The following is a 23,184-nucleotide window of genomic DNA, read 5'->3' on the forward strand; positions in this document are numbered from 1 at the left end:
TTCAGCAGATCTTCACAGGACTCATACCGTTTTCCTCCTGCGGTGGGGTGAGGCTCACTGTGGAGGAGGGCCTGACATGCGTTGGCTGATGGACGTGTGCCCGAACGGTCTCGGGTGGCAAGCGTGGCTGATCCTGTGTGCCGTGGTCGTGGTGCTGTGGGCGGCTGCGATCGCCGGCGCGACGGCGCTATTCAATGCGTCTCGCTGGCCGCGTCGTTCGGGGCGGCCTGACGTGCCCGAGGAGGCCGATCCGCAGCGGCCGCACCGCGGCGCACTGACCGGTCCACCGGCTCGACATCGCGGCGATGTCAATATTCGATCAAGCGGGTGACGTAGGGCGTCATGCCGGAGGTGCGCACGGGCGAGATCTTGACGACCGACCCGGTGTAGGGGGCTTCGATCATCATGCCGTCGCCCAGATACATCGCTTCGTGCTGGCTGGCGTTGGGGCCATAAAAGATAAGGTCACCGCGCTGCATCTGTGACGAGGGAATTTTGCGGCCTGCGTTGTATTGCGACCCGGAGTAGTGGTCGAGTTTGATGCCGACGCCGGCGAAGGCATACAGCATCAGGCCCGAACAGTCGAAACCCACGGTGTTGGCGCCCTGGTCGATGCCTCGTGACGGGCCGTTGGCGTTGCCGCCGCCCCAGGAGTAAGGCACCCCCAGTTGTGACATGGCGCGGCGAATCACGAACTCTGAGGCCTGGCGGCCGTAGAGGCGGGGGATGCGTCCGTTGGTGATGCCGGGATCTGCGGCGGCGGTGACAGGAGACAGAATGCCGAGTTTGGTGAGGAACTTGCGGCCCATGTCGGCCGTCAGCTGCGCCGAGGTCGCCATGATCTTGAGGACGGCATTGATGATGGCCACCGGGTCGCCGGCCACGTTAGCGCTGGGCACCATCGGCAACGTGGTGTCCCACAGGCCCCCCTTGGTGGCGCCCCCCGGCGACGTGGTGCCGCGGTCCCACGGAGCACCGGATGCCGGCACAGTGCCGGGTTGCGCGGCACTGGGCGCGGCGGCTGTCGCCGCCACCGGTCGGGCGGCTTCCAGTCGAGCTTGAGCGGAGTCGCGTTCGGTAGCGAGCCGTTCGACCTCGCGTTGCTGTGCGGTAAACGTCTGTTGGGCGTCCCGGAGTGCGGCTACCGCGTCGTCTTGGCGGCGTTGGGCGTCCGCGGCGGCGCTCTCGGCGCGCGCCCGCGCTGCCGTCGCAGCAGAAAGCTTGTTGGCCTGATCGGTCTGCCGGCGCAGGAGGTTGTTGCGGACCCGCTGAAAGCTGATAGTGAGGGTCTGCTGGGTCGATGCCCCGGCCAGGATCTCCTCGGGACTTTGCGCCAGCGGCAACGCACCCGACGGCCCGTTCATATAGGTCGACGCGGCGAAGCGGTCGAAGCGCTCTTGCGCGGCCTCGATTGCGTGTTGGCTGTCGGTCAGGGCTTGGTCGCTGGCAACAACGTCGCGCCGGGCCTGCGCGAGGGTGTCGCGGGCGGCCGCGACCTCGACCAGGGCACGGTTGACGCCCTCCTGCTTGATCTGAATGTCGCTACCGACGTCGGCCATCCGCTGGTTCGCGTCGGCGACCGCTGCAACCAATGAGGGAACGTCGTCGCGGTCGGGGGTGCCGTCGTGACCGGCAACAGCGGTACCCGGGGCGCTGATTACCAGTGCCGGCGTCAGTGCGCAGAGACTCAGAAAAGAAGTGAGGCGCAGCATCGAATCTCCTCAGCTGGGGTGAGCGTTGTCGAGCCGCGCACCTAAGCCGAACGGCGCCCGCGGCACTTCTACTATCGAGCTGAGTACGTAGCACGATAGTACTCAGTCGGAACGTACATCACTTTGGTATCAGGAGGAACGTCTGTCACAGTCTCAGATCGGTTACGACTGTGCGCCACGGGCGCTAGTTTCACGCGCCGCGGCCGGTAGTGCAGAGATGCTGGCCTATGCGGTCGAGGTGAGGCGTATCGCGGCTTTTGCCAGCTCGGCGGCTACATTGGGGGCTGAAGGGGCTCGGGGCGCGAGGAGGCCAGCTCGTCGCGGAGAGCGGGAGAGGCGCAAATGGAACAGCGAGGATTCGGCGACCTCGAAGCGGTGGTCATGGATTGCGTGTGGGATTACGCCGAGCCTGTCACGGTGCGTGAGGTTTTCGACGAGATCTCTCAACGGCGCCAGATCGCGTACACCACCGTGATGTCGACGATGGACAACCTGTACCGCAAGCGCTGGTTGCAACGTCAGCGCGATGGGAAAGCGTACGTGTATCAGGCGTCCATGAGCCGCGAGGAGCGTTCCGCGCGTTTGATGAAGGCCGCGTTCGACGCCGGCGGGGATACCGATGCGGTGCTGGCCTTCTTTGTTGAGCAGATGAACGCCGAGCAGTCCGCTCAATTGAAGGCGGCTCTGCGCAAGGGGCGTCGGTGATGACCGCCGCGCTGTGGCTGCTCGTCTATGGCAGCGCGCTGGCCTGGTGGGCGCCACCGGTTCTGAGGCGGATGACCAGTCACGGCATCAGCCCCCATATGGGAGTGGCCGCCTGGCTGGCCACCGTCGCCGCGACGTTGGCGGCGTGGCTCGTCGCGCTGATCTTGGTCATCGGCGCAACGACGGATAGTATTCGTACGGGCGCGGTCGTGACGCTGTGCCTGGAGCTGTTTGGCTTCTCCGAGCACACACCCATGGCCGGACGAATCGGTTCTGTTGTTCTCATCGCGGTAGGAACCCTGACATCAGGGTTCGTCGTCATGCGGATCGGTCGCTGCTTGTCGCGGCTGCGGGCGCGAAGTCACGAGCACGCGCATGCCGCGCGGATCGTCGGCCGACCCACCGACCATCCCAATGTGGTGGTCGTGGAGGCCGACCGGCCTGCTGCCTACTGCGTGGTCGGACGCCCGAACGCCATCATCGTTACCTCCGCGGCGATGAAGTCGTTGAACCGATCACAGCTCAAAGCGGTTCTGGCGCATGAAAACGCGCACATCTCGGGGCGCCACCACCACATCCTCATGGCGCTCCGCGCTTTGGGGGGCACACTGCCGTGGCTTCCGCTTTTCGCGACGGCCCCTCATCGTGTGGGTGAACTGCTGGAGATGTGCGCTGACGACACCGCCGTGCGCCGCGTCGGCACGCATCCGCTGTTGGCTGGATTATCTGCTCTGGCCGGAGAACACCCGCCTGCACGGGAAGGCCTCGCCGCGGCGGGAACAGCGGTCATCGCGCGAGCGCAGCGCCTGCTCACCCCGACACGTCGGCACGTGCGATGGCGCCACCGCATCTGCCTGACAGCCGCGATCACCGCCATGCTCGCCACACCCGCTCTCATTCAGGTGCTCTGCCACCACTAGCGCCTCAACGCCCGCCGCACGTTCCGCAGGTGAAGCCAATGCGCGTAGGCCGTCAGCAAAGGAAACACCGCTTGGCGCGCGGGCCGATAGAGAGCAGATTATCTACGTAGTAAAACCGTAGATGATCTGCGGTACAGGCAGCGCACTGGTCTATTGCATCTCCTTCGCGGAACCTCAAAAGGGCGTATTCGCAGGGGCATCGGGCGAAGTCGATCATGCGACGGAACGGCCGGTTGGCTCGGCGCAACGGCGGTCGCTGTCTGATCACAACCCGGCATCGGCTCAGGGGCCGAGCCTGAATTCGCCGATCCGCTGCTACAGTCGGCAACATCGTGAAGTACTTCGACGCGAACTCTGAGCAACGCCGCCGCGCCATCGTCGCGGCGTTGATCGCGTTCTGGACCGTCATCGTCGGAGCCGAGTGGGCACTGCCCGGCGTGAATGCGGCACCTGCGCACGGACCGCACACACTGGCCGCCAGTGCGGTCGGCGCGCCGATGTCTGTCGAGCTCGACCACCCCCACGTCTCCCAACCCGACGCCGAGTGCACGCCCGACACCCTGGCCGAAGCGATCCTGCCGCGGGGAACGGTCTCCCTGATCGCGCTCGCGTTGGGCCTCGTCGTGGCTGTGCTTCCGCTGCTGTGGTGCCAGGCGGCGAAGGCGCCTATCCGCGGTCCACCACGGAACGCCCGCGCCCTGCGCACCGGCCGCGACGTGCTCGCCCACCTGTGTATCGCGCGCCGCTGATCGGCTAGCGTCAGGCCCCGTCGTCTTCGACGGTGGCCGGTGACCGCTACCTGCCGTCAGTCGCCGCGCATCGTCGCGGCCTCACAGAAGCGACATTCATCGATGAATCCTGCCCTGCCAATCCGCCATGCACGCACTTCCCACACCCGATCGGCACAGCCACAACGCGGCCGCAACGAGCGGCCGGCCACCATGGTCGGCCAGACCCCTGTCTTGAGAATCAGCGCACCGTTCACGTCAGAAGAGCGGGGCTTTTGGGCCAAACTCGAAGGCTTCAACCCGGGAGGAATGAAAGACCGACCCGCGCTACACATGGTCGAACGCGCCCGCTCCCGCGGGGCACTTGCCCCCGGCGCCCGCATCGTCGAATCCACGAGCGGCACACTGGGATTGGGTCTCGCACTAGCCGGAACGGTCTACGGGCACCCCGTCACGTTGGTCACCGACCCCGGGATGGAGCCGATCATCCAGAATATGCTCGCCGCGTTCGGCGCCGACATCGAATTGGTCACTGAACCGCACCCACAGGGAGGCTGGCAGCAGGCCCGCCGTGACCGCGTGCAGAAGATCTTGGCCACCGACCCACGCGCCTGGCATCCCGATCAATACAGCAACCCCGATAACGTCGAGGCCTACCGCGGCCTGGCAGTGGAACTGAACGAACAACTCGGCGCCGTTGATGTCCTGGTGTGCTCGGTGGGCACCGGAGGCCACTCGGCCGGCGTCGCACGCGTCCTTCGTGAATTCAACCCGCAGCTGCGGCTGATCGGCGTCGACACGGTGGGCTCGACGATCTTCGGCCAGCCCGCGGCTTCTCGGCTCATGCGCGGCCTGGGATCGAGCATCTATCCCGGCAACGTCGACTACCAAGCGTTCAACGAAGTGCATTGGGTTGCCCCCGCGGAGTCGGTGTGGGCATGCCGCACCCTGGCGGCCACCCACTACGCCAGTGGCGGCTGGAGCGTCGGTGCGGTCGCCCTGGTTGCAGGCTGGGTCGCACGCAATAGCCCTGCCGGAGCCACTGTCGCAGCGATCTTCCCGGACGGTCCGCAACGCTACTTCGACACCATCTACAACGACGACTACTGCCGCGCCCACGGCCTGCTCGACGCAGCGCCCCCACGGCATCCCGCCACCATTGAGGACCCGATGACCCAGACAGTCACGGCGTGGACGCGATGCACCACCGTTGTCGACCCCACCGAGGTGCAGCCACGATGACCCTGCTGTCAGCCTTCCGCAGTTTTGGTTGGCCCAGCCGGATGCTGATGATCAACCAATTCGGCATCAACCTGGGCTTCTACATGCTCATGCCTTACCTGGCCGGCTACCTCGCCGGCCCGTTGGGGCTGGCCGCGTGGGCCATCGGCCTGGTGCTGGGTGTACGTAACTTCTCCCAGCAAGGCATGTTTCTCATCGGCGGCACTCTGGCAGACCGGCTGGGCTACAAACCGCTCATCGTTTGCGGATGTGTCCTACGGACAGCAGGATTCGGCCTGCTCGTCTTCGCCGAATCGCTGCCGGCGGTCCTGATCGCCTCGGCAGCAACCGGCTTCGCCGGCGCCCTGTTCAATCCTGCGGTGCGCGCCTATCTGGCGGCCGACGCGGGCCCACGGCGCGTGGAAGCCTTCGCGGTGTTCAACGTGTTCTATCAGGCGGGCATCCTGGCCGGACCCCTTGTCGGGCTGGCCTTGATGTTCGTCGATTTCCGAATGACAGCAGCCGCCGCAGCGGTCGTGTTCGCAGCGCTGACCGTGGCCCAACTCTTAGCATTGCCCCACCGCGCCGCGGGGACGCCTGATGAGAAGACATCGGTGCTGCAGGACTGGCGAACAGTAGCGGCCAACCGCTCCTTTCTGCTCTTCGCCGCGGCCATGATCGGGTCGTATGTTTTGTCATTCCAGGTCTATCTGGCATTGCCGCTTCAGGCGCGAGACCTGTTTCCGCGCAACGATTCCGTTGTCACCGCCATGATCTTCGTGGTCTCGGGTCTGGTTGCCGTCCTCGGCCAGATGCGGATCACCCGATGGTTCGCCCACCGCTGGGGCGCCGGCCGCTCCCTGGTGATCGGCATGCTGATCCTCGCGGCGTCGTTTTTGCCGCTGATCGTGCTGCCCGATGACACCAGGGCAGGCAGAGTCGCCGCCGCGACCGCGCTACTCGTCGCCACGGCGGTGCTGGCGGTCGGGTCGGCGGCCGTCTTCCCGTTCGAGATGGACACCGTCGTCTCATTGGCCAACAACCGTCTCATCGGAACGCACTATGGCTTCTACAACACTATCGTCGGAGTCGGCATTCTTGTCGGCAATCTGGCCACCGGCTCGCTGATGCAGGCCGCCCGAGATCTCGGGCAACCCTGGCTGCTGTGGGTTCTGCTGTCGGCAATCGGGCTGGCCTCCGCAGCGGCCTTGTTCCGGCTGGACCGACGCGGCCGACTTCAACCCGAACAGCTGACATCCTCTGGCCCGCAAACCCCCCGCTGAACACCCGAAGACGCGAACATGCCCGACACCCCATATCGCCATCTACGTAATAACTACGTAGATGGCGATATGCTGGTTCCAGCATCCGCGCGAACACCTTCACGCCGTGAATGGCCCACGCTGGCAAGGAGACTGCCACGACCATCGAGCCGCACCCCGCTTCGGGCAGCGTTGCCTCTCCGGCGATAGCTGCTGGGCGCATTCGCGTTCTGCTGGTTGAACCTCGGCGCATCTACGCCGACATGTTGGCCCGCACCCTGCGCGCCGAAGAGTTCGCCGTCGACGTCGCACGCTCACACGCTGCAGCGCTCACCGCGGTGCGCGACGATGACCCCGACGTGGTGGTGGTGTGCCTGGGATCATCCGCGCACGGCGCCGTCGTCCTTGACCGTGTTCGCCAGGCTGCCCAGTGCGGCGTCGTCGCGCTCGCCGACACAGAGGTGGCGCCTCTGGTATCGCGCGTCGGAGTGGTTCCCATCGGCTCCCGCGACATGCTCAGCACGCGAATACGGCGGACACTCAGGCATTCTCACCAACGCAGCGAGGACGGCGGCGCGCAGCGACGCCACGTCGACGATCTGGTGATCGACGTGGGGGTCCGGCGGGTCTATCAGCGCGGCAACGTCATATCGCTGACTCGAACGGAGTTCGCGATCCTCCGGGTTTTGTCCGATGATCCAGGGGAGCCCGTTACGTGCCGACGACTTCAGGAAGCCCTTTGGGGGGCAACGCAGCCCGGCGGGCGGTCGGCACTGGGTGTGCACATCGGCAATCTTCGTCGCAAGCTCGGTGACGCCCCGTCTTGTCCGCGCTATGTCCGGACGGTCCGCGGCATCGGCTACTGTCTGGCCGGCTGAACCGTTACCCGGTGCGGACAAGGCTTTTGGTGGGAGGAGCTGTGGCGAAAGCGTTCGGTCAGGTCTCGATAATCCGTACGACGTAGGGTGTCATCCCGGCGGTACGCACCGGTGAAACCTTGATGGGAACGCCGGTTTGTTGCGCTTCGATCATTTTTCCGTTGCCCAGGTAGATCGCTTCGTGTTGGCTTCCGCCGGGCCCCCAGAACAGGAGGTCACCGCGTTTAGCTTGCGCGGGAGGTACCTTGCGGCCAGCGTTGTACTGGTCGCCGGACCATCGCGGCAACAGTACTCCGACGCCGGCGAAGGCGAATCGTGTCAGTCCTGAGCAGTCGAAACCGACGGTGCCTGCGCCTTGGTCGACACCGCGACTAGGGCCGGTGAGGCTGCCCCCTCCCCAGGAGTAGGGAACGCCGATCTGCGTTCCTGCCCTGCGGATAACGTATTCGATCGCCTGGGCACCGTAGAGGCGGTTGCCGCGGACGCTCGTTTGGGGGCTTGCCGCGGGACTGACGAGTCCGAGACTGCTCAGGAAGCTACGCCCCAAATCCATCGCAGTCTGGGTGGCAACGGCCGTCGCCTGCAAGGACGCGTTGGCGATGGCAACCGGATCGCCGGGCGCTCCCGCACTCGGGATCTTGGGCAGGAGTGGATCCCACGGACCGCCTGTCGGCTCGGCGGAGGCTGCTGGCGTGCACGCCAGAAGTACCGTCGCGACGACGGCAACGATCACCCCAGTCAGGCGAAAGCCGAACGCAGATACGCGGCCTTCCTCCGGGCGGACGCATCGGGCCATCGGTTCCATATGGCGTTCTTTCTTTCGGCTGTCGGAGCGCCGGTGATTGGTTTCGCCAACAAAGGCGAAACAGAGCGTTCCATACTGCGCAGCAACGATATACGTAGCAAATACGTAGATCAGCCTAACTCACATATGCCTCATTAGTAACATCAGCAACATAATTACAATGCTGGAATTTCGGCTGAAATTGCGAATGGTGTTTTGCGATGGGTGCCTGAAAGAGTCGATCGTCGATGGCGGGACTACGAAGTAGCGGTGGTCCGGACATGTGAAAACGCCGTTACCTGGGGGCGGCAAACCAAAGGTGTCGTAGCGGAAAGGGCTGCGCTACCTGTGCGGCGTGGGCCCCACGGCGCGCGATGCTTGGGTGACACTCGGCATGCGAAACCCGGTTCGGTGGATGCGAACGTCCTGCTGACACGCGTAACTGGTGCCACGAGGTGACTGGGAGGCGGCGGTTGTGAGTCTCCGCTTCTGATCTGATTTCAGAGGTTGGCGTTGCCGACTTTCCACTGATCCCAAGGGATGTTCCAGTCACCTAAACCGTCTGTTCCCGACAGCGTGGGGCCGGTGGTGTTGATGACCTCAACGATGTCGCCGCGTCGGGTGTTGTCGTAGAACCATCGGGCGTTGGCCGGATTGACGTTGAGGCATCCGTGGCTGACATTGGCGATGCCTTGGCTGCCCACCGACCACGGTGCAGAGTGCACGTAGATCCCGCTGTAGGACATCTGGGTCGCCCACTCCACCTCGGTGCGGTATCCGTCGGGAGAGTTGACTGGAACTCCGTAGGTGGACGAATCCATCACCAGAAACGAGTAACGATCTCCGATGATGTAGGCGCCGTTATCGGTCGGGGTCTTGGCTTTGCCCATGGAGATGGGCATGGTCTTGACGGTCTGACCATTGCGCCGCACAGTCATCGTTTTGGTGGCGTCATCGGCGGTGGCGATGACCTCGTCACCGATGGTGAACTGGGTAGTGACGTCATCCTGACCGAATAGCCCGTCACCGAAGTTGACGCCGTAGGCGTTGACCGCCACCTCTACTGTTGTTCCCGGTTTCCAGTATTCGGCTGGGCGCCAACGTACTTCGCGATTATTGAGCCAGTAGAAGGCTCCCTCGACCGGGGGGGTGGTGGTCACGTTGATCGCTTGCTGCGCCGCAATCCGGTCGGTGATGTTTTCATCGAAGCGGATCGCGATGGGTTGGCCCACGCCAACCGTCTCGCCGTCGTTGGGCAGGACGTAGGGCATCGTTAAGTTGTCGGGCGAGTGGGTTTCGAAGGTCGCTGTCGTAGTGGTCGCGCCGCCCAGTCCAAGGGCCTGGGCATGAAGGGTGTACTGCTTGTTGTAGCCCAGCGGCTCGGCAGACGACCAGGACACGCCATCGGGGCTGAGCTGTCCGTCGACGAGATCGCCGGCTTCGTTGGTCAACGAGACTTGGCCGAGAACGCCGTCACCGGCGGACACGGTAACAGGGGAGTCCACCGCGACACCGATCGCTCCGTCGGTCACCGACGCCTGCAATTTGGGCACTAGCAGGTCGGCGAACGGGGTGCCTTTATCAGTGATGACCTCGGGCTGGGGCGCGGCGGCCGGCGACGAGCTGCACGCGGCCGCGATCAGCAGCACCGCCATCGCCAGGACGGCCGTCCGCAGCCACTGCGCCGTCCTGCGAAACGGTGGGAGGCAAGTCGCCTGCGGCATCAGTGTGGTCTCCGTATCCGAATGTTGACATCGCTGATGAGCGGGCACTGCGTGCGCCGCGACAGCCGTTCGCGGGCGGCGGTGCACCGTTCACGGATATGGTTCAAGTGTGCTGATGCGTCATTTGGCTTTCTTAGTCCTTCGATGAAGATTCAGTAAAGACGCAGACTTGCGCACTGGTCTGCCCGACATGGCATCCGGCTAGCTCTGGCAGGCGCCGAACGGGCTGCCGATCCTTTGTTCGTCGATCGTCGGACCGTGGCGCGCAATAGGCCACGTAGAAGGCTATGGGTCTAGTACGCGTTCTGGGCTGATCGGGAACGCTTGAGGCAATCACGGTCCGGGAGCGCTAGACGCTGGTCCCTCTCAGCCCTGCTCCGGTGTCGGTCTCGTCGCGGTGGGGTCCTTCGTCGCGGTGGTGGACTTGAGGCTGCACCCTCCGGCGGGGGTGAAGGGGTGTATCAGCTGCCGCCCGTACGCGGTGGGGTAGTCGGGGTGTGCGGCCATGCCGAGCTGGGTGGAGTCGAATCGGCGGGTGGGGTTATAGGAGTAGGTGCGCATGAGGTGGTCCCAGACCAGGGTGAACAGCCCGAAGTTGACGTCGCCGATGCCGGCCCACTTGAGGTGATGGAAGCGGTGGCCTTCGTTGAGAGCCAAGACGTGCTTGGCGGGGCCCACGCGGTAGTCGGCGTTGGAGTGCTGCAGCAGCAGCTGGATCGCCACCGCGATTGCGAGCAGGGAGGCGACGTTGACGGGCAGACCGATCAGGATGAGCGGTGCCACACCAGCGGCTCCCGCGAACGATCGCACCGTTCCGTTGGGAAGCCGTATCGTCCTACATCGACAGGCTGGCCCGCGCCAACCATATCGGCGTCTCCACACTGCGCGGCCATGTCGCCGAATCATGCGCAGCCCGGCCGCGACCGGACTGGTTGGCCGTCGTCAGCGGCCAACCTGAGCAGGTAATCCGGTCCCGTCTCTGCGGGCTTGCTGGCGACCCCACCGCGCTCAAGCAATATCTCCGCCGCCCTTTGTGTCAAAGATGTATGGCACGCAAGGGAATACACGAACCCGTCTACTGCTACCTGCCTGCACATGTCTCCGTATGCCACCGTCACCGACGCTGGATCGGTTCACCAACGCGCGTTCTTGACGACCAGGTGGATCTTCGTGACCGGCCCACGGTGCTCAGTGCCGGGCGCACGCATCGGCGCTTGGCCCGTCAGTATTCAGAGGTCGACCTTCATGACGCCTTGGGCGACGCCCGCCACATCCTGGTCTTCTGGGCTCACGCAGAGCGTCACGTGGCGGCGGGGATTCTGCAGAATGGCCTAGAAGCGCACGTGGTGGCCTACCCCGATGTGATCGCCGTAGCCGCAACATTGCTCACAGCTCGCCCTCGGGTTGAACAGCCCAGGACGCCAACGGAACCCGCCTGGCCGACGCTACTGCTCGACCGCATCAACGAACGCACCGGCGCCCACCATGCCGACGCCACCCCCGTCGAGCAATGGGCGCAGTACCGACGCCTATTCGCCACTGCCGTATTGACGACACGCTCAGACGGCGCAGAACTGGCGTGTCGCGCTTAGGGGTCGGCAGTCTTGAATGTGCCTTATCAGTAAGGCACTTGTGGTGTGCATCTGACTGTGTCCGACGGTTGTATCTATCGGCTTTCTAATCGTTAGGGACAGTGGTATCTGGCTGGGTGTATCGGCCGGTGAATCATCACCGGCGGCGCTGCTTGCCGGTGATTGGCCGGCGGTGGGTGGTCCAGCACGCGGCCACCGCGCTGACCACCACAGCGAAGGCGGCAATGACGCTGGCCGGGAGGGCGTGGTCCTGCAGCCATCCGGTCGCGGTGGCCGACCAGCCGGTGAGCAGGTTGCCGCCGCTGGCGGTGTGCCCGGTGGCCGCGGGCAGCCAGTACCACGCGAGGTAGGCGCCGGTGGCGATGAGGACAACGGCGGTGACGCGGGTCCCGTGGCGGGCGAGGATACCCAGATGCCGGGTCAGGGCCGTGCCGGCGATGGCGGTGCCGACGCTGACCAGCATCAAGATGGTGGCGGCACCGGCTGTGTATGCGGTGAACACTGCCAGCAGACCGCCCCATCCGCTGGTGGCCTGGGCCTGGGCGATCACCGCGAGCAGTACCCCGAAGGTGCAGGACAGTGACGCCAGGGCGTAGCCGATTCCGGCCGCGAGCACACCACCGGCTGTTGGGGAGTCCGGCCGATGACGCGTCCGGGCAGGCATACGCAGACCGATGGTGCGGCCGGTGAGCATGAAGCCGCCCAAGATGGCCAGGGTGAGCCCGATCGTGATCCCGAGCCAGGGAGCAGCCGTCACCAGGGTCCGGGCACCGGCACTGATCGCGATACCGGCGAGGGTGAGGGTGCCGGTGAACCCGATGGTCAGGACGGCCCCGGTGCGCAGTGCCCGGGCCAGCCGCACGAGCACCGCATCGGTGCCGCCGGTGGCGATGGTGCCGGTGATCCACGCCGGTAGCAGCGCGAACCCGCAGGGGTTGACCGGGGCGAGCATGCCAGCGGTAAACGCGAGCGCGAGCAGGTTCACCGTGCGGCGCTGCTGCCGAGGGCGGCCAGGATCTGATCCTGGGACGGGGCGTGGCCGCGGTAGCTGATCTGCCCGGACGGGTCGATGACGAGGGCGGTGGTCGGCGCGGTCACCTGGTAGCGGCTGGTCAGGGCCCCGTTAGTATCGACGACCGCGGGCAGGCTGGTGCCGCCGATCTGGTCCAGGAAGTGGCGAACATCGGCGGGTTTCTCGGTGGGGACGATGTCGACGGCTAGGAACTTGGCGCTGCCTCTGGCTTTCTCCACGGCCGCCCGAGCAGCGGCCAGGGATTTACCGCCGCCGACGCATTCGCCGCACCCGTAGGAGAAGAACAGGATCGCGGTCGGGGCGGCAGCGGGCAGTTCGACGGTTTTGCCGTCCACCGTGGTCAGTGTCGCCGCCGTCGCCTGGGTTGTGGCGTTGGCGTGTGGCGGTGAGGTCGGATTGCTGGTTGTGGCCGATTGGCCGCACGCGGTCAGCGCGCCCGCTGCCAGCATCACAGCCGTAACGCCCGCCCACCTGTGGGGTGTAAACGAACGCGTTTCAGACATTGTCGATGCTTCCTTTCGTCAGGTCGTCGAGCGTGTGCGTCGCGGGTGAATGGCTGTCGGCGGGACAGCAGTGATCGCCGCGTTGACCGCGGCGGGCGAAGGCGACCACAGCCGCCAGCAGCAGCGCGACGGCTGCCCCGATGACCCATGGATTCTCGAGCAGTCCACACACGGCGGCGAGCGCGCCGCCGGCGATCAGGACTGGCGCGGCGCAACACAGGGCCGTCACCAGCACCGCTGCCGCACCCAGCAGCACGGGATTTCTTCGTGGACGTTGATTCATTGATTTCTCCTCATCAGGTTGGGTGCGGCTGGTCAGCTGCAGCAGCCGGGGTGGGCAGTTGGCGGGGTATGGAGCTGGGTAAGGATTTGTGTGGTCAGGGCTGCGCCGAGTTGGTGGGCCTCAGCGACGCTGACGATCTGACCTTCGGGGTGCTCGGCGAGCCACGGCGCGGCGTCCTGCGCGCAGGTGAAGTAGTGCACCTGGTTGCAGAATGAGGACCGGATCGAGGTGAGGTCGTCGGGGTTGACCAGCGAGACCACCGCGGTCTCGGGCTGCACGCTGGTGACACCGTTTTCGCCGACCGAGACCCTGATCGGGTGCCCGCTGACGGGTGATTCGGATTCGATGCTGGCGGGCCGGTCCAGGATGGTGGGAAAGATGAGGGTGTCCAGGGCGCACCAGGTGTAGAGCTCTTGGCCGGCCACGGTGAATCGGTGGCGGGTCGGGCGCAGGGTCAGGCCCTGGCCGACGATGCGGCCCTGCTCGTCGTATTCGGTGTCGGGTACCGCGGCCAGACGCCGGGTCACCTCGTCAACCGGGAGGCCGACGGCCGCGGCGAGCGCCTCCACGGTGACCGGCTCGCCGGCGGCGAGCAGCCGCAGCAACGGCACCAGCATCGTCGGGTCGAGCCCGGACTCTTCCGGAATGGTCAGGCGGTCAAGGAAATTGGGCATCAGGAACCTTTCGAGTGAGCCATGCGTCAGGATGCGCAGCAGGACAGTCGGGACATATCGGCGCTGAAGGACTGGGCGGCGATTTTGATGCCTTCGGCCATGGTCAGATACGGGGCCCAGGACCCGGCGACCTGGTCGACGGTCATCGCGGCGTCGAGGATGTAGACCGCGGCGGCGGCGATCTCGCCAGCATCCTTGGCGACGGCGGTGATGCCGTGGATGCGGCCGGTGCCGGCGTCGGCGACGAGTTTGATGAAACCGCGGGTGTCTCGGTTGACCACCGCACGCGGCACATGTTTTAGCGGCAGCACCCGGCAGTCGCACCGTGTCCCGGCGGCGAGGAGCTCGGCCTCGGTCGTCCCGGCCGCACCGACCGCGGGGCTGGTGAACGTCACGCGGGGCAGATGGCGGTAGTCGACCCTGCGGCCGGCGTCGGTGAAGATGTTGTCGGCGACCATCGCGCCGTGATGGGCGGCGACGTAGACGAACTCGCGGTGCCCGGTCACGTCGCCGGCCGCCCAGATCCGTGGGTTCGACGACTGCAGCCCGTCGCTCACCACGACCTCGTTGTTCTCGCCGGTTTTGACCTGCACCGCTTCGAGATTCAGGCCGTCGGTGTTCGGACGGCGGCCGGTGGCGACGAGGACTTTCGCGGCACGGAACTGCTGCGTTCCGCCGGTGATGGTCGCGGTGACCGTGACCTGATCGTCGGCCTGCTCGACCTCGCTCACCGTGGCGCGGCGCACCACCCGGATGCCGTCGTCGGCGAACACCTCCAGCAGCGCCATGCCGACTTCCGGCTCTTCCTTCGATGCCAGCGTGGAGCGGACCAGCACCGTCACCGTTGACCCGAGCCGGGCGAACAGTTGCGCCTGCTCCAACGCGACGTAGCCGCCGCCGATCACCAGCAGCGACTCCGGGACCTCGGTGACTTCCATCGCGGTGGTCGAGGTCAGGTAGGCGACGCCCTCGAATGCGGGCGGGATGACTGGGTTCGCGCCGGTGGCGATCAGGTAGTGCTCGGCCTCGATGGTGGCATCGCCGACCTCGATGACGGGCGCGTCCGGGGTTCCGGCGAACCGCGCTTGGCCCTGAATGCGCTGCCAGCCATACGATTCGGCCACGTTGAGGTACTTCTCTGAGCGCAGCGACTCCACCAGATCGTGCGTGCCGGCGATCAGGGCCGCCATGTCCACCGGGCCGGCCGTGGTGGCGATCCCCGGGAACCGGGCAGTGTCGGCTGCGGTATGCCGGGCCTCGGCCGCTGCGATCAGGGCCTTTGACGGCACGCAGCCGGTGTTGACACACGTGCCACCGAAGATGCCGCGCTCGATCATGACGACGGACTTGCCGAGCGCGGTAGCGCGGATCGCCGCGGCCATCGCCGCGCCGCCGGAACCGATGACCGCGAGGTCCAATCCCTGACTCATGCACCCATCCTTGACCTTCAAGTAGGCTTGAAGGTCAAGTGTTCTGAGGAGACATCGTGAGAATCGGGAAGCTCGCCGAGGCGACCGGGGCCACCACCGCGACGCTGCGCTACTACGAAGACGAAGGCCTGCTCCCGCCCGCCGAACGTTCCCCGGCGGGGTATCGCGACTATGCCGCCGACACGATCGCCCGGGTCGGCTTCATCCGACGGGGACAGGCCGCCGGGTTCAGCCTCGCCCAGATTCGGCAGATCCTCGACATCCGTGACAGCGGCCACGCGCCGTGCACGCACGTGCGCGACCTGCTCGACATCCGACTGACCGACCTCGACGAGCAGATCAGCGCACTGGTGGCACTGCGCGAGACCATCGCCCGGCTGCGGCAGGGCGCCGAAAGCGTCGACCCGGAATCATGCAGCGCCGATGACGTATGTCGATACCTCTAGGAGCCACCTCCGTGGCACCGGAGGCATGTATTTCGTCAAGTCCGTTGACCCCGGCAGTCGTCATGAATTTCCGCCCCACTGGAGGTCGTTGGTGCGCGGGAGCGCGGGGCCTGCTGAGCAGTAGGCTCACCCGATGCGGTGGGATTTCACTCGAAGCTGGTCGCATTGGCCGTGCTGAGCCCAGCCACACTCGTTCAGGCGATCGCCACCTTCGCCATCACCAATATCGACGACATCGTGGTCCTCGCGGTGATGTTCGGCCAGGCGCCCGGTCATCGTGGCGCAGCCATCCGAGTGACCGCCGGTCAGTACCTCGGCTTCACCGCCATCTTGGCAGTTTCGGTCGGCGGCGCACTCCTGGGTGCCACGCTGCTTCCTCCAGCCGCACTGCCGTACTTCGGGCTGCTGCCCATCGTGTTGGGGCTGCGGGCGGCATGGCTGGCCTGGCGGGATCGCCGCACCCAACCGGCGCCGACCGATGATCCCGCAACACTGTTGACGCCTGGCACCTGGCAGGTCGCAGTCATCACCTTCGCCAACGGCGGCGACAACATCGGCGTGTACGTTCCGATCTTCGCCGTCTCAACGATCGCCACCATCGGTGTTTACATCATCGTGTTCCTCATCGGTGTGGCCATCTGGTGCGCGGCCGGCCGATATTTCGCCTCCCACCCGATCATCGCCAAAGCACTCTCACGCTGGGGCCACATCGTTCTGCCCGTTGCACTGATCACAATCGGGGCCCTCATCCTCATCAAAGGCGGAGCGTTCGCCCTCTAGCTCGGAGCAACTTCACCACTCAGGGCCAGGAGGCGCTCCTGCATCGGCATGTGTTGGCGTTCAACCACTTTGGTGATGTCCCGGCCCGTATCCGCTATGACAATCTAAAACGGGCGGTGGCCAAGGTGCTCAAAGGCCGCAGCCGGCACCCGAACTACCAACACGAGCGAGCGCACCACAGAATCATGATCGTGTGTCACGAGAGACACGATCACAGTAGTTATACCGAAGACGTACCCGAGCCAACGGAATCGACAGGAGACCATTCCGGCTACCCTGCTGCGCTCGCAGCCGGGCGCGGAAGCAGGGTAGCCCCAGATTCAATGAGAAACGTCGCGATCGAAATTCTCATCCAATCTGGGGCAATGCAGGTCAGACTAGTAAATGTGCCCCAGATTCAATGAGAACGGACATCGATCAGCTCGTCGACCACGACGGCCAACGGACGTCGGCGGGTGAACGTCAACACCGGAGCAACAGTCCAGCCGGACCGAAGCGCGCGCAGGTGCGCCGAGCGCCCTGGGGCAGACTCCGGTTCCAAGAACACTACGGTGCCCTCCGGCGCGCCGACTTCGACTCGGTGTGGCGCATCGGCGGGCACGACCACCTTGGTGCCGCGATGCTGGTTGCCGTGCTCGTCACGCATCGTGAAAGGTGTTGTTGCGGTGACAATCTGGACGGCATGGTGGGCGTGTAGGTCGGTGGTGCCAATCGATCCGGTGAACGCCAACACCCCAGGTCGCAGCAGTGCAGTCCCGCCCCAGTGCGGTTCACCGGTGATACCACCGCCATCCCGCATCATCGCCACGAATCGATGCTACGGCCTTCCATTAATCGACTTACCGCGGCGCCAGCAACGGGGAACATCGAATCAGGCGTGGAGCCATCCGCCGCCACGGGTAATGCAGGATATGCGCCGTGGGCCAGTCACCCACCGCCGCGCCTAGCTCGGGCTGCCCTTGTACCGTATACCCCTCAGGGGTACCTTCGTTGTATCACCCGGGGCGGGTAGCCCGACGACTGGAAGGCGTATCGCTGGTGAGCGTACAAGAAAGATTTCGGCAGCTCGTGCAAAGCCAGACCGCACGGTCGATCGCCAAATGCATCGCTTTGTGCGCGGTGGGTCGTGTCACTAGTGGGCGCCGCTCAGGCAAGGCCGGCGAGGGAAAGTCCTGCTGCGGCTGACAGCACCGCGACAGGCTGCCCCCGAGCGGCTTGCCGCCGGAGCGTGAGGCCCCTCACTGCTGCCGCCGTCCTTAGTGCCTAGTCTTTATGGACCCGAGTGTCCCGGTCCGATGTTCTGCGAAGGAAGTTCTCGATCGCTGGGCCGAAAGCGTGTGCCATGTCCTCAGCGTTGACGAATTGGCGGGACATCGAAACTTCGGCGAGGACCCCTCGTGGAAGGACATCGGCGAGGCTGTGGGCCAAGCACTCGGGGTGACGGATGTCGTCGCCGGCGATGACGAGCGTCGCAGTGTCGATGCGCCGGAGGTCCTCGACCGTTGCAAAGGCGCGGTCATGACCGATTGACGCCGCGGCCGCCGCACTGTGGGCGTCAGCGCGCGGAATAGCCTCAGCGACCAGGTTGGCGATCAGCGGCTGAAGATCAGGAATGAACAATTCCCAGGCGGCCTGCAGACCGCGGGAACGGGCATGCTCGGCGAAACGATCCATCAGATCGGTGTCTGCGGCTTTGTCCGCATCGTCCTCTATCGCTTCAGCACTGATGACCACCGCCGACCGGGCGATACGGGGGTGCTGGAGGCACGTCCGCAAAACGATGGTGCCGCCCAGTCCGGCGCCGACAAGGTGGGCGCAGGTGTCATCGAGCGCGTGAACGATCGCAATGACGTCGCTGACGTACTGATCCCATCGGTGCAACGTCGGGTCGGGACAACGCGATGCTCCGTACCCTCGAATGTCAGGCAACGCAACGCGATACCGGCCAGCGAGCCGGTCAGCAAGCGGTCGCATGCTGTAGTGATCCGGACCCCCACCATGAAGCATGATGATCAGTTCGCCGCGCCCGACGACCTCCCCCATGAGGGGCCAGCCATCATCTCCGACGTGCAACGCGCGCACCACCAACTGATCCCTCCCGTCGTTCCGGGATAGTGATACGCGCGTCGACACCAAACCAATGACCCCGGAAAGTAACCCTTGAAGCATACCCCCAAGGGGTATATGCTCTCTTACGTATACCCGGTAGGGGTATCTACACCCGTCGAGGATAGGAGATTGGTGATGAGCACGAGCACGTACGCCGTCACAGGAATGACTTGCGGACATTGCGAGCTGTCGGTGCGCGAAGAGGTCAGCGAGGTCGCCGGAGTTGAAGACGTCGAAGTTAGCGCCAAAACCGGCACCCTGATCGTGACGTCGAGCCGTCCCGTCGACGACGCGCAGATCCTCAACGCCGTCGACGAGGCCGGCTACTCGGCGGTGCGTGTCGCATGAACGCCGCGGGACGATTGACAGCGTTTGGCGCCGGACTGGCAGTGGCGTTCACGGCTGCATACGTCACCGCCGCAGCGGTCGTCCCTGATACCGCGGCGACATCTCCCCAGACCCAAACTTCCGATGCTGCAGCGGATCACAGCGCGCCGCCGACCGAGCAGGCGTCGCCAGTCGATCCCTTCGCCGACCCGCCGGGGTTGTCGTTGGCCGAAGACGGATACGTCCTGAGCCCGGTGCGGTCCCCCAGCGCACCCAACGATCGGGGAACGATGAGCTTCACCATCGTCGACCCGGGCGGCACGCCGCTGCTGGACTACGCGACCGTGCACGACAAGCAACTGCACCTCATCGTGGTCCGTTCCGACGGCCAGCACTTCGCCCATGTACACCCAAGGCTGGACGCGGCCACCGGCACGTGGTCAACGCCGTGGACGTGGAACGCCGCCGGCACCTACCGCGTGTTCGCCGACTTCCAACCCGCAGGGGCGGGCAGCGCCAAACTCACCCTCACCCGAACCGTGCAGGTGGCCGGCGCGTTCGTCCCGGCGGTGGCGAGTGCCACACGCACCGTGGATGACATCGCCGGATACACCGTGAAACTGGACGGTGCACTCACCGCGGGCGTCTCCCACCAACTCACCGCGACAGTCACGCGCGACGGCCGGCCGGTGATGACCTTGCAGCCCTACCTGGGGGCTTACGGCCATCTCGTCGCCTTGCGTGAGGGAGACCTGGCGTATCTACATGTGCACCCTGAGGGGGCCGAGCCGGTACCGGGCGGCACCGGTGGGCCTGCGGTGTCGTTCGCGGCAACCGCACCCACAGCGGGGCGCTACCTGCTCTACCTCGACTTCAAAGTCCAGGACACCGTGCACACCGCCAGCTTCGTCGTCGACGCCGCACCCGGTGGCACCAACGAGCCCGCGCCAGAGCCATCGCGTGACGCCGGCCATGCCGGCGGGCACTGAGCTATCCCGTCCGAATCAGAAACTGAAAGGCAGTGGCTTCATGACGACATCGACACCGGTGTCTGGCCCGAGTGTGGAACTTCGCATCGGGGGAATGACCTGCGCCTCCTGCGCCAACCGCATCGAGCGCAAGCTCAACAAGCTCGACGGCGTGGCCGCGACAGTCAATTACGCGACGGAAAAGGCCACCGTCACGGTGCCTGACGGATACGATCCGGCGCTGCTGATCGCCGAGGTGGAGAAGACGGGCTACACCGCCGCGCTCCCGACACCGCGCACGCCGATGCCCTCCGACGCATCCGGTGACACCCCGCACGCCGCGGACACCGCCGACCCCGAACTGGCCTCGCTGCGGCACCGCCTGAGGGCCTCGGCCGTCCTGACGGTGCCGGTCGTCGCGATGGCGATGATCCCGGCGCTGCAGTTCACGTACTGGCAGTGGGCGTCGCTCACGCTGGCGGCCCCCGTCGTCGTGTGGGCAGCATGGCCATTCCACCGGGCCGCCTGGGCCAACCTGCGACACGGCACCGCGACCATGGATACGCTCATTTCGCTGGGCACCGTGTCAGCGTTCCTGTGGTCGCTGTATGCGCTGTTTCTGGGCAGCGCCGGCACGCCGGGTATGAAGCATCCCTTCGCGTTCACCCTGGCGCCGTCGCATGGCGCCGCCAACATCTACCTCGAAGTCGCCGCCGGCGTAACCACGTTCATCCTGGCCGGACGCTACTTCGAGAAGCGGTCCAAACGGCAGGCCGGAGCGGCACTACGAGCCCTACTCGACCTAGGCGCCAAAGACGTATCCGTCCTGCGCGACGGGACGGAAACCAAGATCGCCATCGAAGAACTCGTGGTTGGCGACGAGTTCATCGTGCGCCCGGGGGAGAAGATCGCCACCGACGGCGTGGTGGTGTCCGGTTCCTCGGCTGTCGACGCCTCGATGCTGACCGGCGAAGCGGTACCCGTGGAAGTCGCTACCGGCGACACCGTGGTCGGTGCCACCGTCAACGCCGGCGGTCGGCTGGTGGTGCAGGCCACTCGCGTCGGCTCGGACACCCAGCTCGCGCAGATGGCCCAGCTGGTCGAACGCGCCCAGACCGGCAAGGCCGAAGTGCAACGCCTGGCCGATCGCATTTCCGGCGTCTTCGTACCGATCGTCATCGCTATCGCCGTGATCACCCTCGGCGCCTGGCTGGGCGCGGGATTCTCAGTCGCCGCCGCGTTCACCGCAGCGGTCGCGGTCCTCGTCATCGCCTGCCCCTGCGCCCTCGGGCTGGCCACGCCCACCGCCCTGCTGGTGGGCACCGGTCGCGGCGCACAAATCGGCGTGCTGATCAAAGGTCCCGAGGTGCTCGAATCCACCCGCAAGGTTGACACCGTGGTGCTGGATAAGACCGGAACCGTCACCACCGGCAAAATGACGCTGGTCGATGTCATCACAGCGCCGGAAACCGAACGCGCGGAGCTGCTTCGACTGGCCGGCGCCCTGGAGAACGCCTCCGAGCACCCCATCGCCCAAGCCGTCGCCGCCGCGGCGGCCGAGGAACTCCAGGCCCTGCCCGTTCCGGAGGACTTCGCGAATGTCGAAGGTAAAGGCGTCCACGGCATCGTGGATGGACACGCCGTCATCGTTGGGCGCGAATCACTGCTGTCCGACTGGGCGCAACACCTCAGCCCGGATCTGTCCCACGCCAAGGCCCGCGCGCAAGCCCAGGGAAAGACCGTGGTAGCGGTCGGGTGGGACGGGCAGGCGCGCGGTGTACTCGTCATCGCTGACACCGTGAAATCGACGAGCGCACAGGCAATCTCGCAGATGCGTGACATTGGGCTGACCCCCGTGTTGCTCACCGGCGACAACGAAGCCGTCGCTCGACAGATCGCCGCCGAAGTCGGCATCGACGACGTCATCGCCGAAGTCATGCCCGAAGGCAAGGTTGACGTCATCGCACGCCTCCAAGCCGAAGGCAAGACGGTCGCCATGGTCGGCGACGGAGTCAACGACGCGCCCGCCCTCGCCCAAGCCGACCTCGGTCTGGCGATGGGCACCGGCACCGACGTCGCCATCGAGGCCTCCGACATCACCCTGGTGCGCGGTGATCTGCGCAGCGCCGTTGACGCGATCAGGCTGTCCCGCGAAACACTGTCGACGATCAAAACCAACCTGTTCTGGGCGTTCGCCTACAACGTCGCAGCGATCCCCGTCGCAGCACTGGGCATGCTCAATCCGATGCTGGCCGGAGCCGCAATGGCATTCTCCAGCGTCTTCGTGGTGGGCAACAGCCTGCGCCTGCGCCGCTTCAAAACCACTTCCGCCGACACCACCAGTTAAATCACCGCCACCTGTGAGGAGAACCAATGTCCGAGAATCAGAACCGCACGTCAGCCTGCTGCTGCAGCGGCGCAGCCGACAAAATCGATACCTCAGCCATCGACCCTACGGCGAGGAACCTGCTTGACCTCGGATCGCAGAACGAGACCACCTGCCCCGTGATGCCCGGCACGCCGGTGAACAAGACGATCGCCGAAGCAGCGGGACTATTCCGTGACTATCGCGGTCGGCGTTACTGGTTCTGCTGCAAGGGATGCGGACCACGCTTCGACCGCGACCCCGACAAGTATGCCTCCGCCGCATGACCGCGACCCTCGTCGCGCACTCCTCGCCGGGCACCCAAAGTTAGTCACCACCACGCACAAGGAAAGCGTCATGACCCACGCCGACAACACCAGGCACTGCCCCTCAACAGGCACCACCCACCACGGCTACATCACCGATAGAGACAAATACCTCAAGCGGTTGAAGCGCATCGAAGGCCAAGCCCGCGGCATCAGCAGAATGATCGAAGAGGAGCGGTACTGCATCGACATCCTGACCCAAACAGACGCGCTCACCAAAGCCCTCCAAGGCGTCGCGCTGGCACTGCTTGACGACCATCTTCGCCACTGCGTCCGTGACGCCGCCGCCACCGGCGGACCGGCCGCTGACGCCAAACTCACAGAAGCCTCTGAAGCCATCGCCCGCTTGGTGCGTTCCTAACACCCACATCATCAATGCGCGTCGACTGAAACGCGAAGTCCCCTAAGGAAAGA

Annotated in this window: 24 protein-coding genes and 2 pseudogenes; 15 read left to right on the forward strand and 11 right to left on the reverse strand. The window is 65.4% G+C overall.

Annotation, left to right across the window (positions count from 1 at the left end):
* Positions 1–76 precede the first annotated feature (76 nt).
* The gene (locus tag ACOI2T_RS07810) at positions 77–331 is read left to right on the forward strand and encodes a hypothetical protein (RefSeq protein ID WP_234788710.1); all 255 of its coding nucleotides are present in this window, start codon (positions 77–79) and stop codon (positions 329–331) included.
* On the opposite strand, the gene ripA is transcribed toward ACOI2T_RS07810, so the two are convergent.
* Positions 309–1,712 carry an NlpC/P60 family peptidoglycan endopeptidase RipA gene (gene ripA / locus ACOI2T_RS07815; RefSeq protein WP_024444608.1) on the reverse strand — a complete coding sequence of 468 codons (1,404 nt, stop codon included), beginning with the start codon at positions 1,710–1,712 and terminating at the stop codon, positions 309–311. The two genes, ACOI2T_RS07810 and ripA, sit on opposite strands and share 23 nt — an antisense overlap.
* Before the next feature lie 342 nt (positions 1,713–2,054).
* On the opposite strand from ripA, the gene ACOI2T_RS07820 reads away from it, so the two are divergent.
* The 6 genes from ACOI2T_RS07820 to ACOI2T_RS07845 all read left to right on the forward strand — a co-directional run bounded on the left by ACOI2T_RS07820 (position 2,055) and on the right by ACOI2T_RS07845 (position 7,426).
* Positions 2,055–2,417 (forward strand): BlaI/MecI/CopY family transcriptional regulator, encoded by a 363-nt coding sequence (locus ACOI2T_RS07820; protein ID WP_024444607.1) that lies wholly within the window; start codon positions 2,055–2,057, stop codon positions 2,415–2,417.
* Complete coding sequence (locus ACOI2T_RS07825) at positions 2,417–3,337, forward strand: M56 family metallopeptidase (RefSeq protein WP_024444606.1); 921 nt, start codon at positions 2,417–2,419, stop codon at positions 3,335–3,337. The genes ACOI2T_RS07820 and ACOI2T_RS07825 overlap by 1 nt, the downstream gene beginning before the upstream one ends.
* Positions 3,338–3,669: 332 nt before the next feature.
* Complete coding sequence (gene lpqS, locus ACOI2T_RS07830; RefSeq protein ID WP_024444605.1) at positions 3,670–4,086, forward strand: putative copper homeostasis (lipo)protein LpqS; 417 nt, start codon at positions 3,670–3,672, stop codon at positions 4,084–4,086.
* 102 nt (positions 4,087–4,188) lie between these two features.
* Positions 4,189–5,307, forward strand: a complete 1,119-nt coding sequence (locus ACOI2T_RS07835) for a PLP-dependent cysteine synthase family protein (RefSeq protein ID WP_024444604.1) — start codon at positions 4,189–4,191, stop codon at positions 5,305–5,307.
* Positions 5,304–6,569, forward strand: a complete 1,266-nt coding sequence (locus tag ACOI2T_RS07840) for an MDR family MFS transporter (protein WP_024444603.1) — start codon at positions 5,304–5,306, stop codon at positions 6,567–6,569. The genes ACOI2T_RS07835 and ACOI2T_RS07840 overlap by 4 nt, the downstream gene beginning before the upstream one ends.
* Before the next feature lie 110 nt (positions 6,570–6,679).
* Entirely contained in the window at positions 6,680–7,426 is a 747-nt protein-coding gene (locus ACOI2T_RS07845) for a winged helix-turn-helix transcriptional regulator (RefSeq protein ID WP_024444602.1), read from the forward strand.
* A gap of 58 nt (positions 7,427–7,484) precedes the next feature.
* Here ACOI2T_RS07845 and ripB read toward each other — a convergent pair whose 3' ends face one another.
* The 3 genes and pseudogenes from ripB to ACOI2T_RS07860 form a co-directional block, all read right to left on the reverse strand.
* On the reverse strand, positions 7,485–8,231 hold the full coding sequence (gene ripB, locus ACOI2T_RS07850) for an NlpC/P60 family peptidoglycan endopeptidase RipB (RefSeq protein ID WP_024444601.1): 747 nt from the start codon (positions 8,229–8,231) through the stop codon (positions 7,485–7,487).
* A 479-nt stretch (positions 8,232–8,710) separates the two neighbouring features.
* The gene (locus ACOI2T_RS07855) at positions 8,711–9,934 is read right to left on the reverse strand and encodes a L,D-transpeptidase (RefSeq protein WP_421876212.1); all 1,224 of its coding nucleotides are present in this window, start codon (positions 9,932–9,934) and stop codon (positions 8,711–8,713) included.
* 366 nt (positions 9,935–10,300) lie between these two features.
* Positions 10,301–10,723 (reverse strand): annotated as a pseudogene (locus ACOI2T_RS07860) (sterol desaturase family protein); the annotation flags it as partial.
* Between ACOI2T_RS07860 and ACOI2T_RS07865 the strand changes: the two are divergent.
* Positions 10,711–11,526, forward strand: coding sequence for a hypothetical protein (locus ACOI2T_RS07865; protein WP_036463922.1), 816 nt, complete (start codon positions 10,711–10,713; stop codon positions 11,524–11,526). The pseudogene ACOI2T_RS07860 and the gene ACOI2T_RS07865 sit on opposite strands and share 13 nt — an antisense overlap.
* Positions 11,527–11,662: 136 nt before the next feature.
* On the opposite strand, the gene ACOI2T_RS07870 is transcribed toward ACOI2T_RS07865, so the two are convergent.
* From ACOI2T_RS07870 to merA, 5 genes are read right to left on the reverse strand one after another with little or no spacing between them, the layout of a single operon-like run.
* The gene (locus ACOI2T_RS07870) at positions 11,663–12,511 is read right to left on the reverse strand and encodes a cytochrome c biogenesis CcdA family protein (RefSeq protein WP_024444598.1); all 849 of its coding nucleotides are present in this window, start codon (positions 12,509–12,511) and stop codon (positions 11,663–11,665) included.
* The gene (locus tag ACOI2T_RS07875) at positions 12,508–13,008 is read right to left on the reverse strand and encodes a TlpA family protein disulfide reductase (protein WP_234788714.1); all 501 of its coding nucleotides are present in this window, start codon (positions 13,006–13,008) and stop codon (positions 12,508–12,510) included. Before ACOI2T_RS07875 ends, ACOI2T_RS07870 begins: the two co-directional genes overlap by 4 nt.
* A 46-nt stretch (positions 13,009–13,054) precedes the next feature.
* A complete protein-coding gene (locus tag ACOI2T_RS07880) occupies positions 13,055–13,345 on the reverse strand; it encodes a mercuric ion transporter MerT (protein WP_005148657.1) in 291 nt (96 codons plus the stop codon).
* 32 nt (positions 13,346–13,377) lie between these two features.
* A complete protein-coding gene (merB, locus tag ACOI2T_RS07885; RefSeq protein WP_005148656.1) occupies positions 13,378–14,019 on the reverse strand; it encodes an organomercurial lyase MerB in 642 nt (213 codons plus the stop codon).
* Between the two features lie 26 nt (positions 14,020–14,045).
* On the reverse strand, positions 14,046–15,449 hold the full coding sequence (gene merA / locus ACOI2T_RS07890) for a mercury(II) reductase (protein ID WP_005148655.1): 1,404 nt from the start codon (positions 15,447–15,449) through the stop codon (positions 14,046–14,048).
* Positions 15,450–15,505: 56 nt separating this feature from the next.
* Between merA and ACOI2T_RS07895 the strand changes: the two genes are divergently transcribed.
* The gene (locus tag ACOI2T_RS07895; protein ID WP_005148625.1) at positions 15,506–15,895 is read left to right on the forward strand and encodes a heavy metal-responsive transcriptional regulator; all 390 of its coding nucleotides are present in this window, start codon (positions 15,506–15,508) and stop codon (positions 15,893–15,895) included.
* Between the two features lie 138 nt (positions 15,896–16,033).
* Entirely contained in the window at positions 16,034–16,675 is a 642-nt protein-coding gene (locus ACOI2T_RS07900; protein ID WP_079481877.1) for a cadmium resistance transporter, read from the forward strand.
* A 412-nt stretch (positions 16,676–17,087) separates the two neighbouring features.
* Here the strand turns inward: ACOI2T_RS07900 and ACOI2T_RS07905 are convergent.
* Both ACOI2T_RS07905 and ACOI2T_RS07910 read right to left on the reverse strand, forming a co-directional pair.
* A pseudogene (locus ACOI2T_RS07905) lies at positions 17,088–17,477 on the reverse strand (AraC family transcriptional regulator); the annotation flags it as partial.
* A gap of 461 nt (positions 17,478–17,938) precedes the next feature.
* On the reverse strand, positions 17,939–18,763 hold the full coding sequence (locus tag ACOI2T_RS07910; RefSeq protein ID WP_024444594.1) for an alpha/beta fold hydrolase: 825 nt from the start codon (positions 18,761–18,763) through the stop codon (positions 17,939–17,941).
* Between the two features lie 156 nt (positions 18,764–18,919).
* Here ACOI2T_RS07910 and ACOI2T_RS07915 point away from each other — a divergent pair, with 156 nt between their 5' ends.
* The 5 genes from ACOI2T_RS07915 (at position 18,920) to ACOI2T_RS07935 (ending at position 23,131) form a co-directional block, all read left to right on the forward strand.
* The gene (locus tag ACOI2T_RS07915) at positions 18,920–19,132 is read left to right on the forward strand and encodes a heavy-metal-associated domain-containing protein (protein ID WP_011856847.1); all 213 of its coding nucleotides are present in this window, start codon (positions 18,920–18,922) and stop codon (positions 19,130–19,132) included.
* Positions 19,129–20,100 carry a DUF8832 domain-containing protein gene (locus tag ACOI2T_RS07920; protein ID WP_024444593.1) on the forward strand — a complete coding sequence of 324 codons (972 nt, stop codon included), beginning with the start codon at positions 19,129–19,131 and terminating at the stop codon, positions 20,098–20,100. The genes ACOI2T_RS07915 and ACOI2T_RS07920 overlap by 4 nt, the downstream gene beginning before the upstream one ends.
* A gap of 40 nt (positions 20,101–20,140) precedes the next feature.
* Entirely contained in the window at positions 20,141–22,426 is a 2,286-nt protein-coding gene (locus ACOI2T_RS07925; protein WP_409503387.1) for a heavy metal translocating P-type ATPase, read from the forward strand.
* Positions 22,427–22,452: 26 nt separating this feature from the next.
* Positions 22,453–22,731 (forward strand): YHS domain-containing protein, encoded by a 279-nt coding sequence (locus ACOI2T_RS07930; protein ID WP_283615971.1) that lies wholly within the window; start codon positions 22,453–22,455, stop codon positions 22,729–22,731.
* Positions 22,732–22,801: 70 nt separating this feature from the next.
* Complete coding sequence (locus ACOI2T_RS07935; protein ID WP_409503386.1) at positions 22,802–23,131, forward strand: metal-sensitive transcriptional regulator; 330 nt, start codon at positions 22,802–22,804, stop codon at positions 23,129–23,131.
* Positions 23,132–23,184 lie beyond the last annotated feature (53 nt).

Source organism: Mycolicibacterium wolinskyi str. Jessa 2025, assembly GCF_049241375.1.
Taxonomy (GTDB): Bacteria; Actinomycetota; Actinomycetes; order Mycobacteriales; family Mycobacteriaceae; genus Mycobacterium; species Mycobacterium wolinskyi.

Bases quoted from the DNA above. Each gene is read 5' to 3' on its own strand.
- ACOI2T_RS07820 (WP_024444607.1), top strand. From the start codon at position 2,055: ATGGAACAGCGAGGATTCGGCGACCTCGAAGCGGTGGTCATGGATTGC.
- ACOI2T_RS07835 (WP_024444604.1), top strand. From the start codon at position 4,189: ATGAATCCTGCCCTGCCAATCCGCCATGCACGCACTTCCCACACCCGA.
- ACOI2T_RS07930 (WP_283615971.1), top strand. From the start codon at position 22,453: ATGTCCGAGAATCAGAACCGCACGTCAGCCTGCTGCTGCAGCGGCGCA.
- ACOI2T_RS07935 (WP_409503386.1), top strand. From the start codon at position 22,802: ATGACCCACGCCGACAACACCAGGCACTGCCCCTCAACAGGCACCACC.
- ACOI2T_RS07845 (WP_024444602.1), top strand. From the start codon at position 6,680: ATGGCCCACGCTGGCAAGGAGACTGCCACGACCATCGAGCCGCACCCC.
- ACOI2T_RS07920 (WP_024444593.1), top strand. From the start codon at position 19,129: ATGAACGCCGCGGGACGATTGACAGCGTTTGGCGCCGGACTGGCAGTG.
- ACOI2T_RS07840 (WP_024444603.1), top strand. From the start codon at position 5,304: ATGACCCTGCTGTCAGCCTTCCGCAGTTTTGGTTGGCCCAGCCGGATG.
- merB (WP_005148656.1), bottom strand. From the start codon at position 14,019: ATGCCCAATTTCCTTGACCGCCTGACCATTCCGGAAGAGTCCGGGCTC.
- merA (WP_005148655.1), bottom strand. From the start codon at position 15,449: ATGAGTCAGGGATTGGACCTCGCGGTCATCGGTTCCGGCGGCGCGGCG.
- ACOI2T_RS07880 (WP_005148657.1), bottom strand. From the start codon at position 13,345: ATGAATCAACGTCCACGAAGAAATCCCGTGCTGCTGGGTGCGGCAGCG.
- ACOI2T_RS07825 (WP_024444606.1), top strand. From the start codon at position 2,417: ATGACCGCCGCGCTGTGGCTGCTCGTCTATGGCAGCGCGCTGGCCTGG.
- ACOI2T_RS07875 (WP_234788714.1), bottom strand. From the start codon at position 13,008: ATGCTGGCAGCGGGCGCGCTGACCGCGTGCGGCCAATCGGCCACAACC.
- ACOI2T_RS07810 (WP_234788710.1), top strand. From the start codon at position 77: ATGCGTTGGCTGATGGACGTGTGCCCGAACGGTCTCGGGTGGCAAGCG.
- ACOI2T_RS07915 (WP_011856847.1), top strand. From the start codon at position 18,920: ATGAGCACGAGCACGTACGCCGTCACAGGAATGACTTGCGGACATTGC.
- ripA (WP_024444608.1), bottom strand. From the start codon at position 1,712: ATGCTGCGCCTCACTTCTTTTCTGAGTCTCTGCGCACTGACGCCGGCA.
- ACOI2T_RS07925 (WP_409503387.1), top strand. From the start codon at position 20,141: ATGACGACATCGACACCGGTGTCTGGCCCGAGTGTGGAACTTCGCATC.
- ripB (WP_024444601.1), bottom strand. From the start codon at position 8,231: ATGGAACCGATGGCCCGATGCGTCCGCCCGGAGGAAGGCCGCGTATCT.
- ACOI2T_RS07855 (WP_421876212.1), bottom strand. From the start codon at position 9,934: ATGCCGCAGGCGACTTGCCTCCCACCGTTTCGCAGGACGGCGCAGTGG.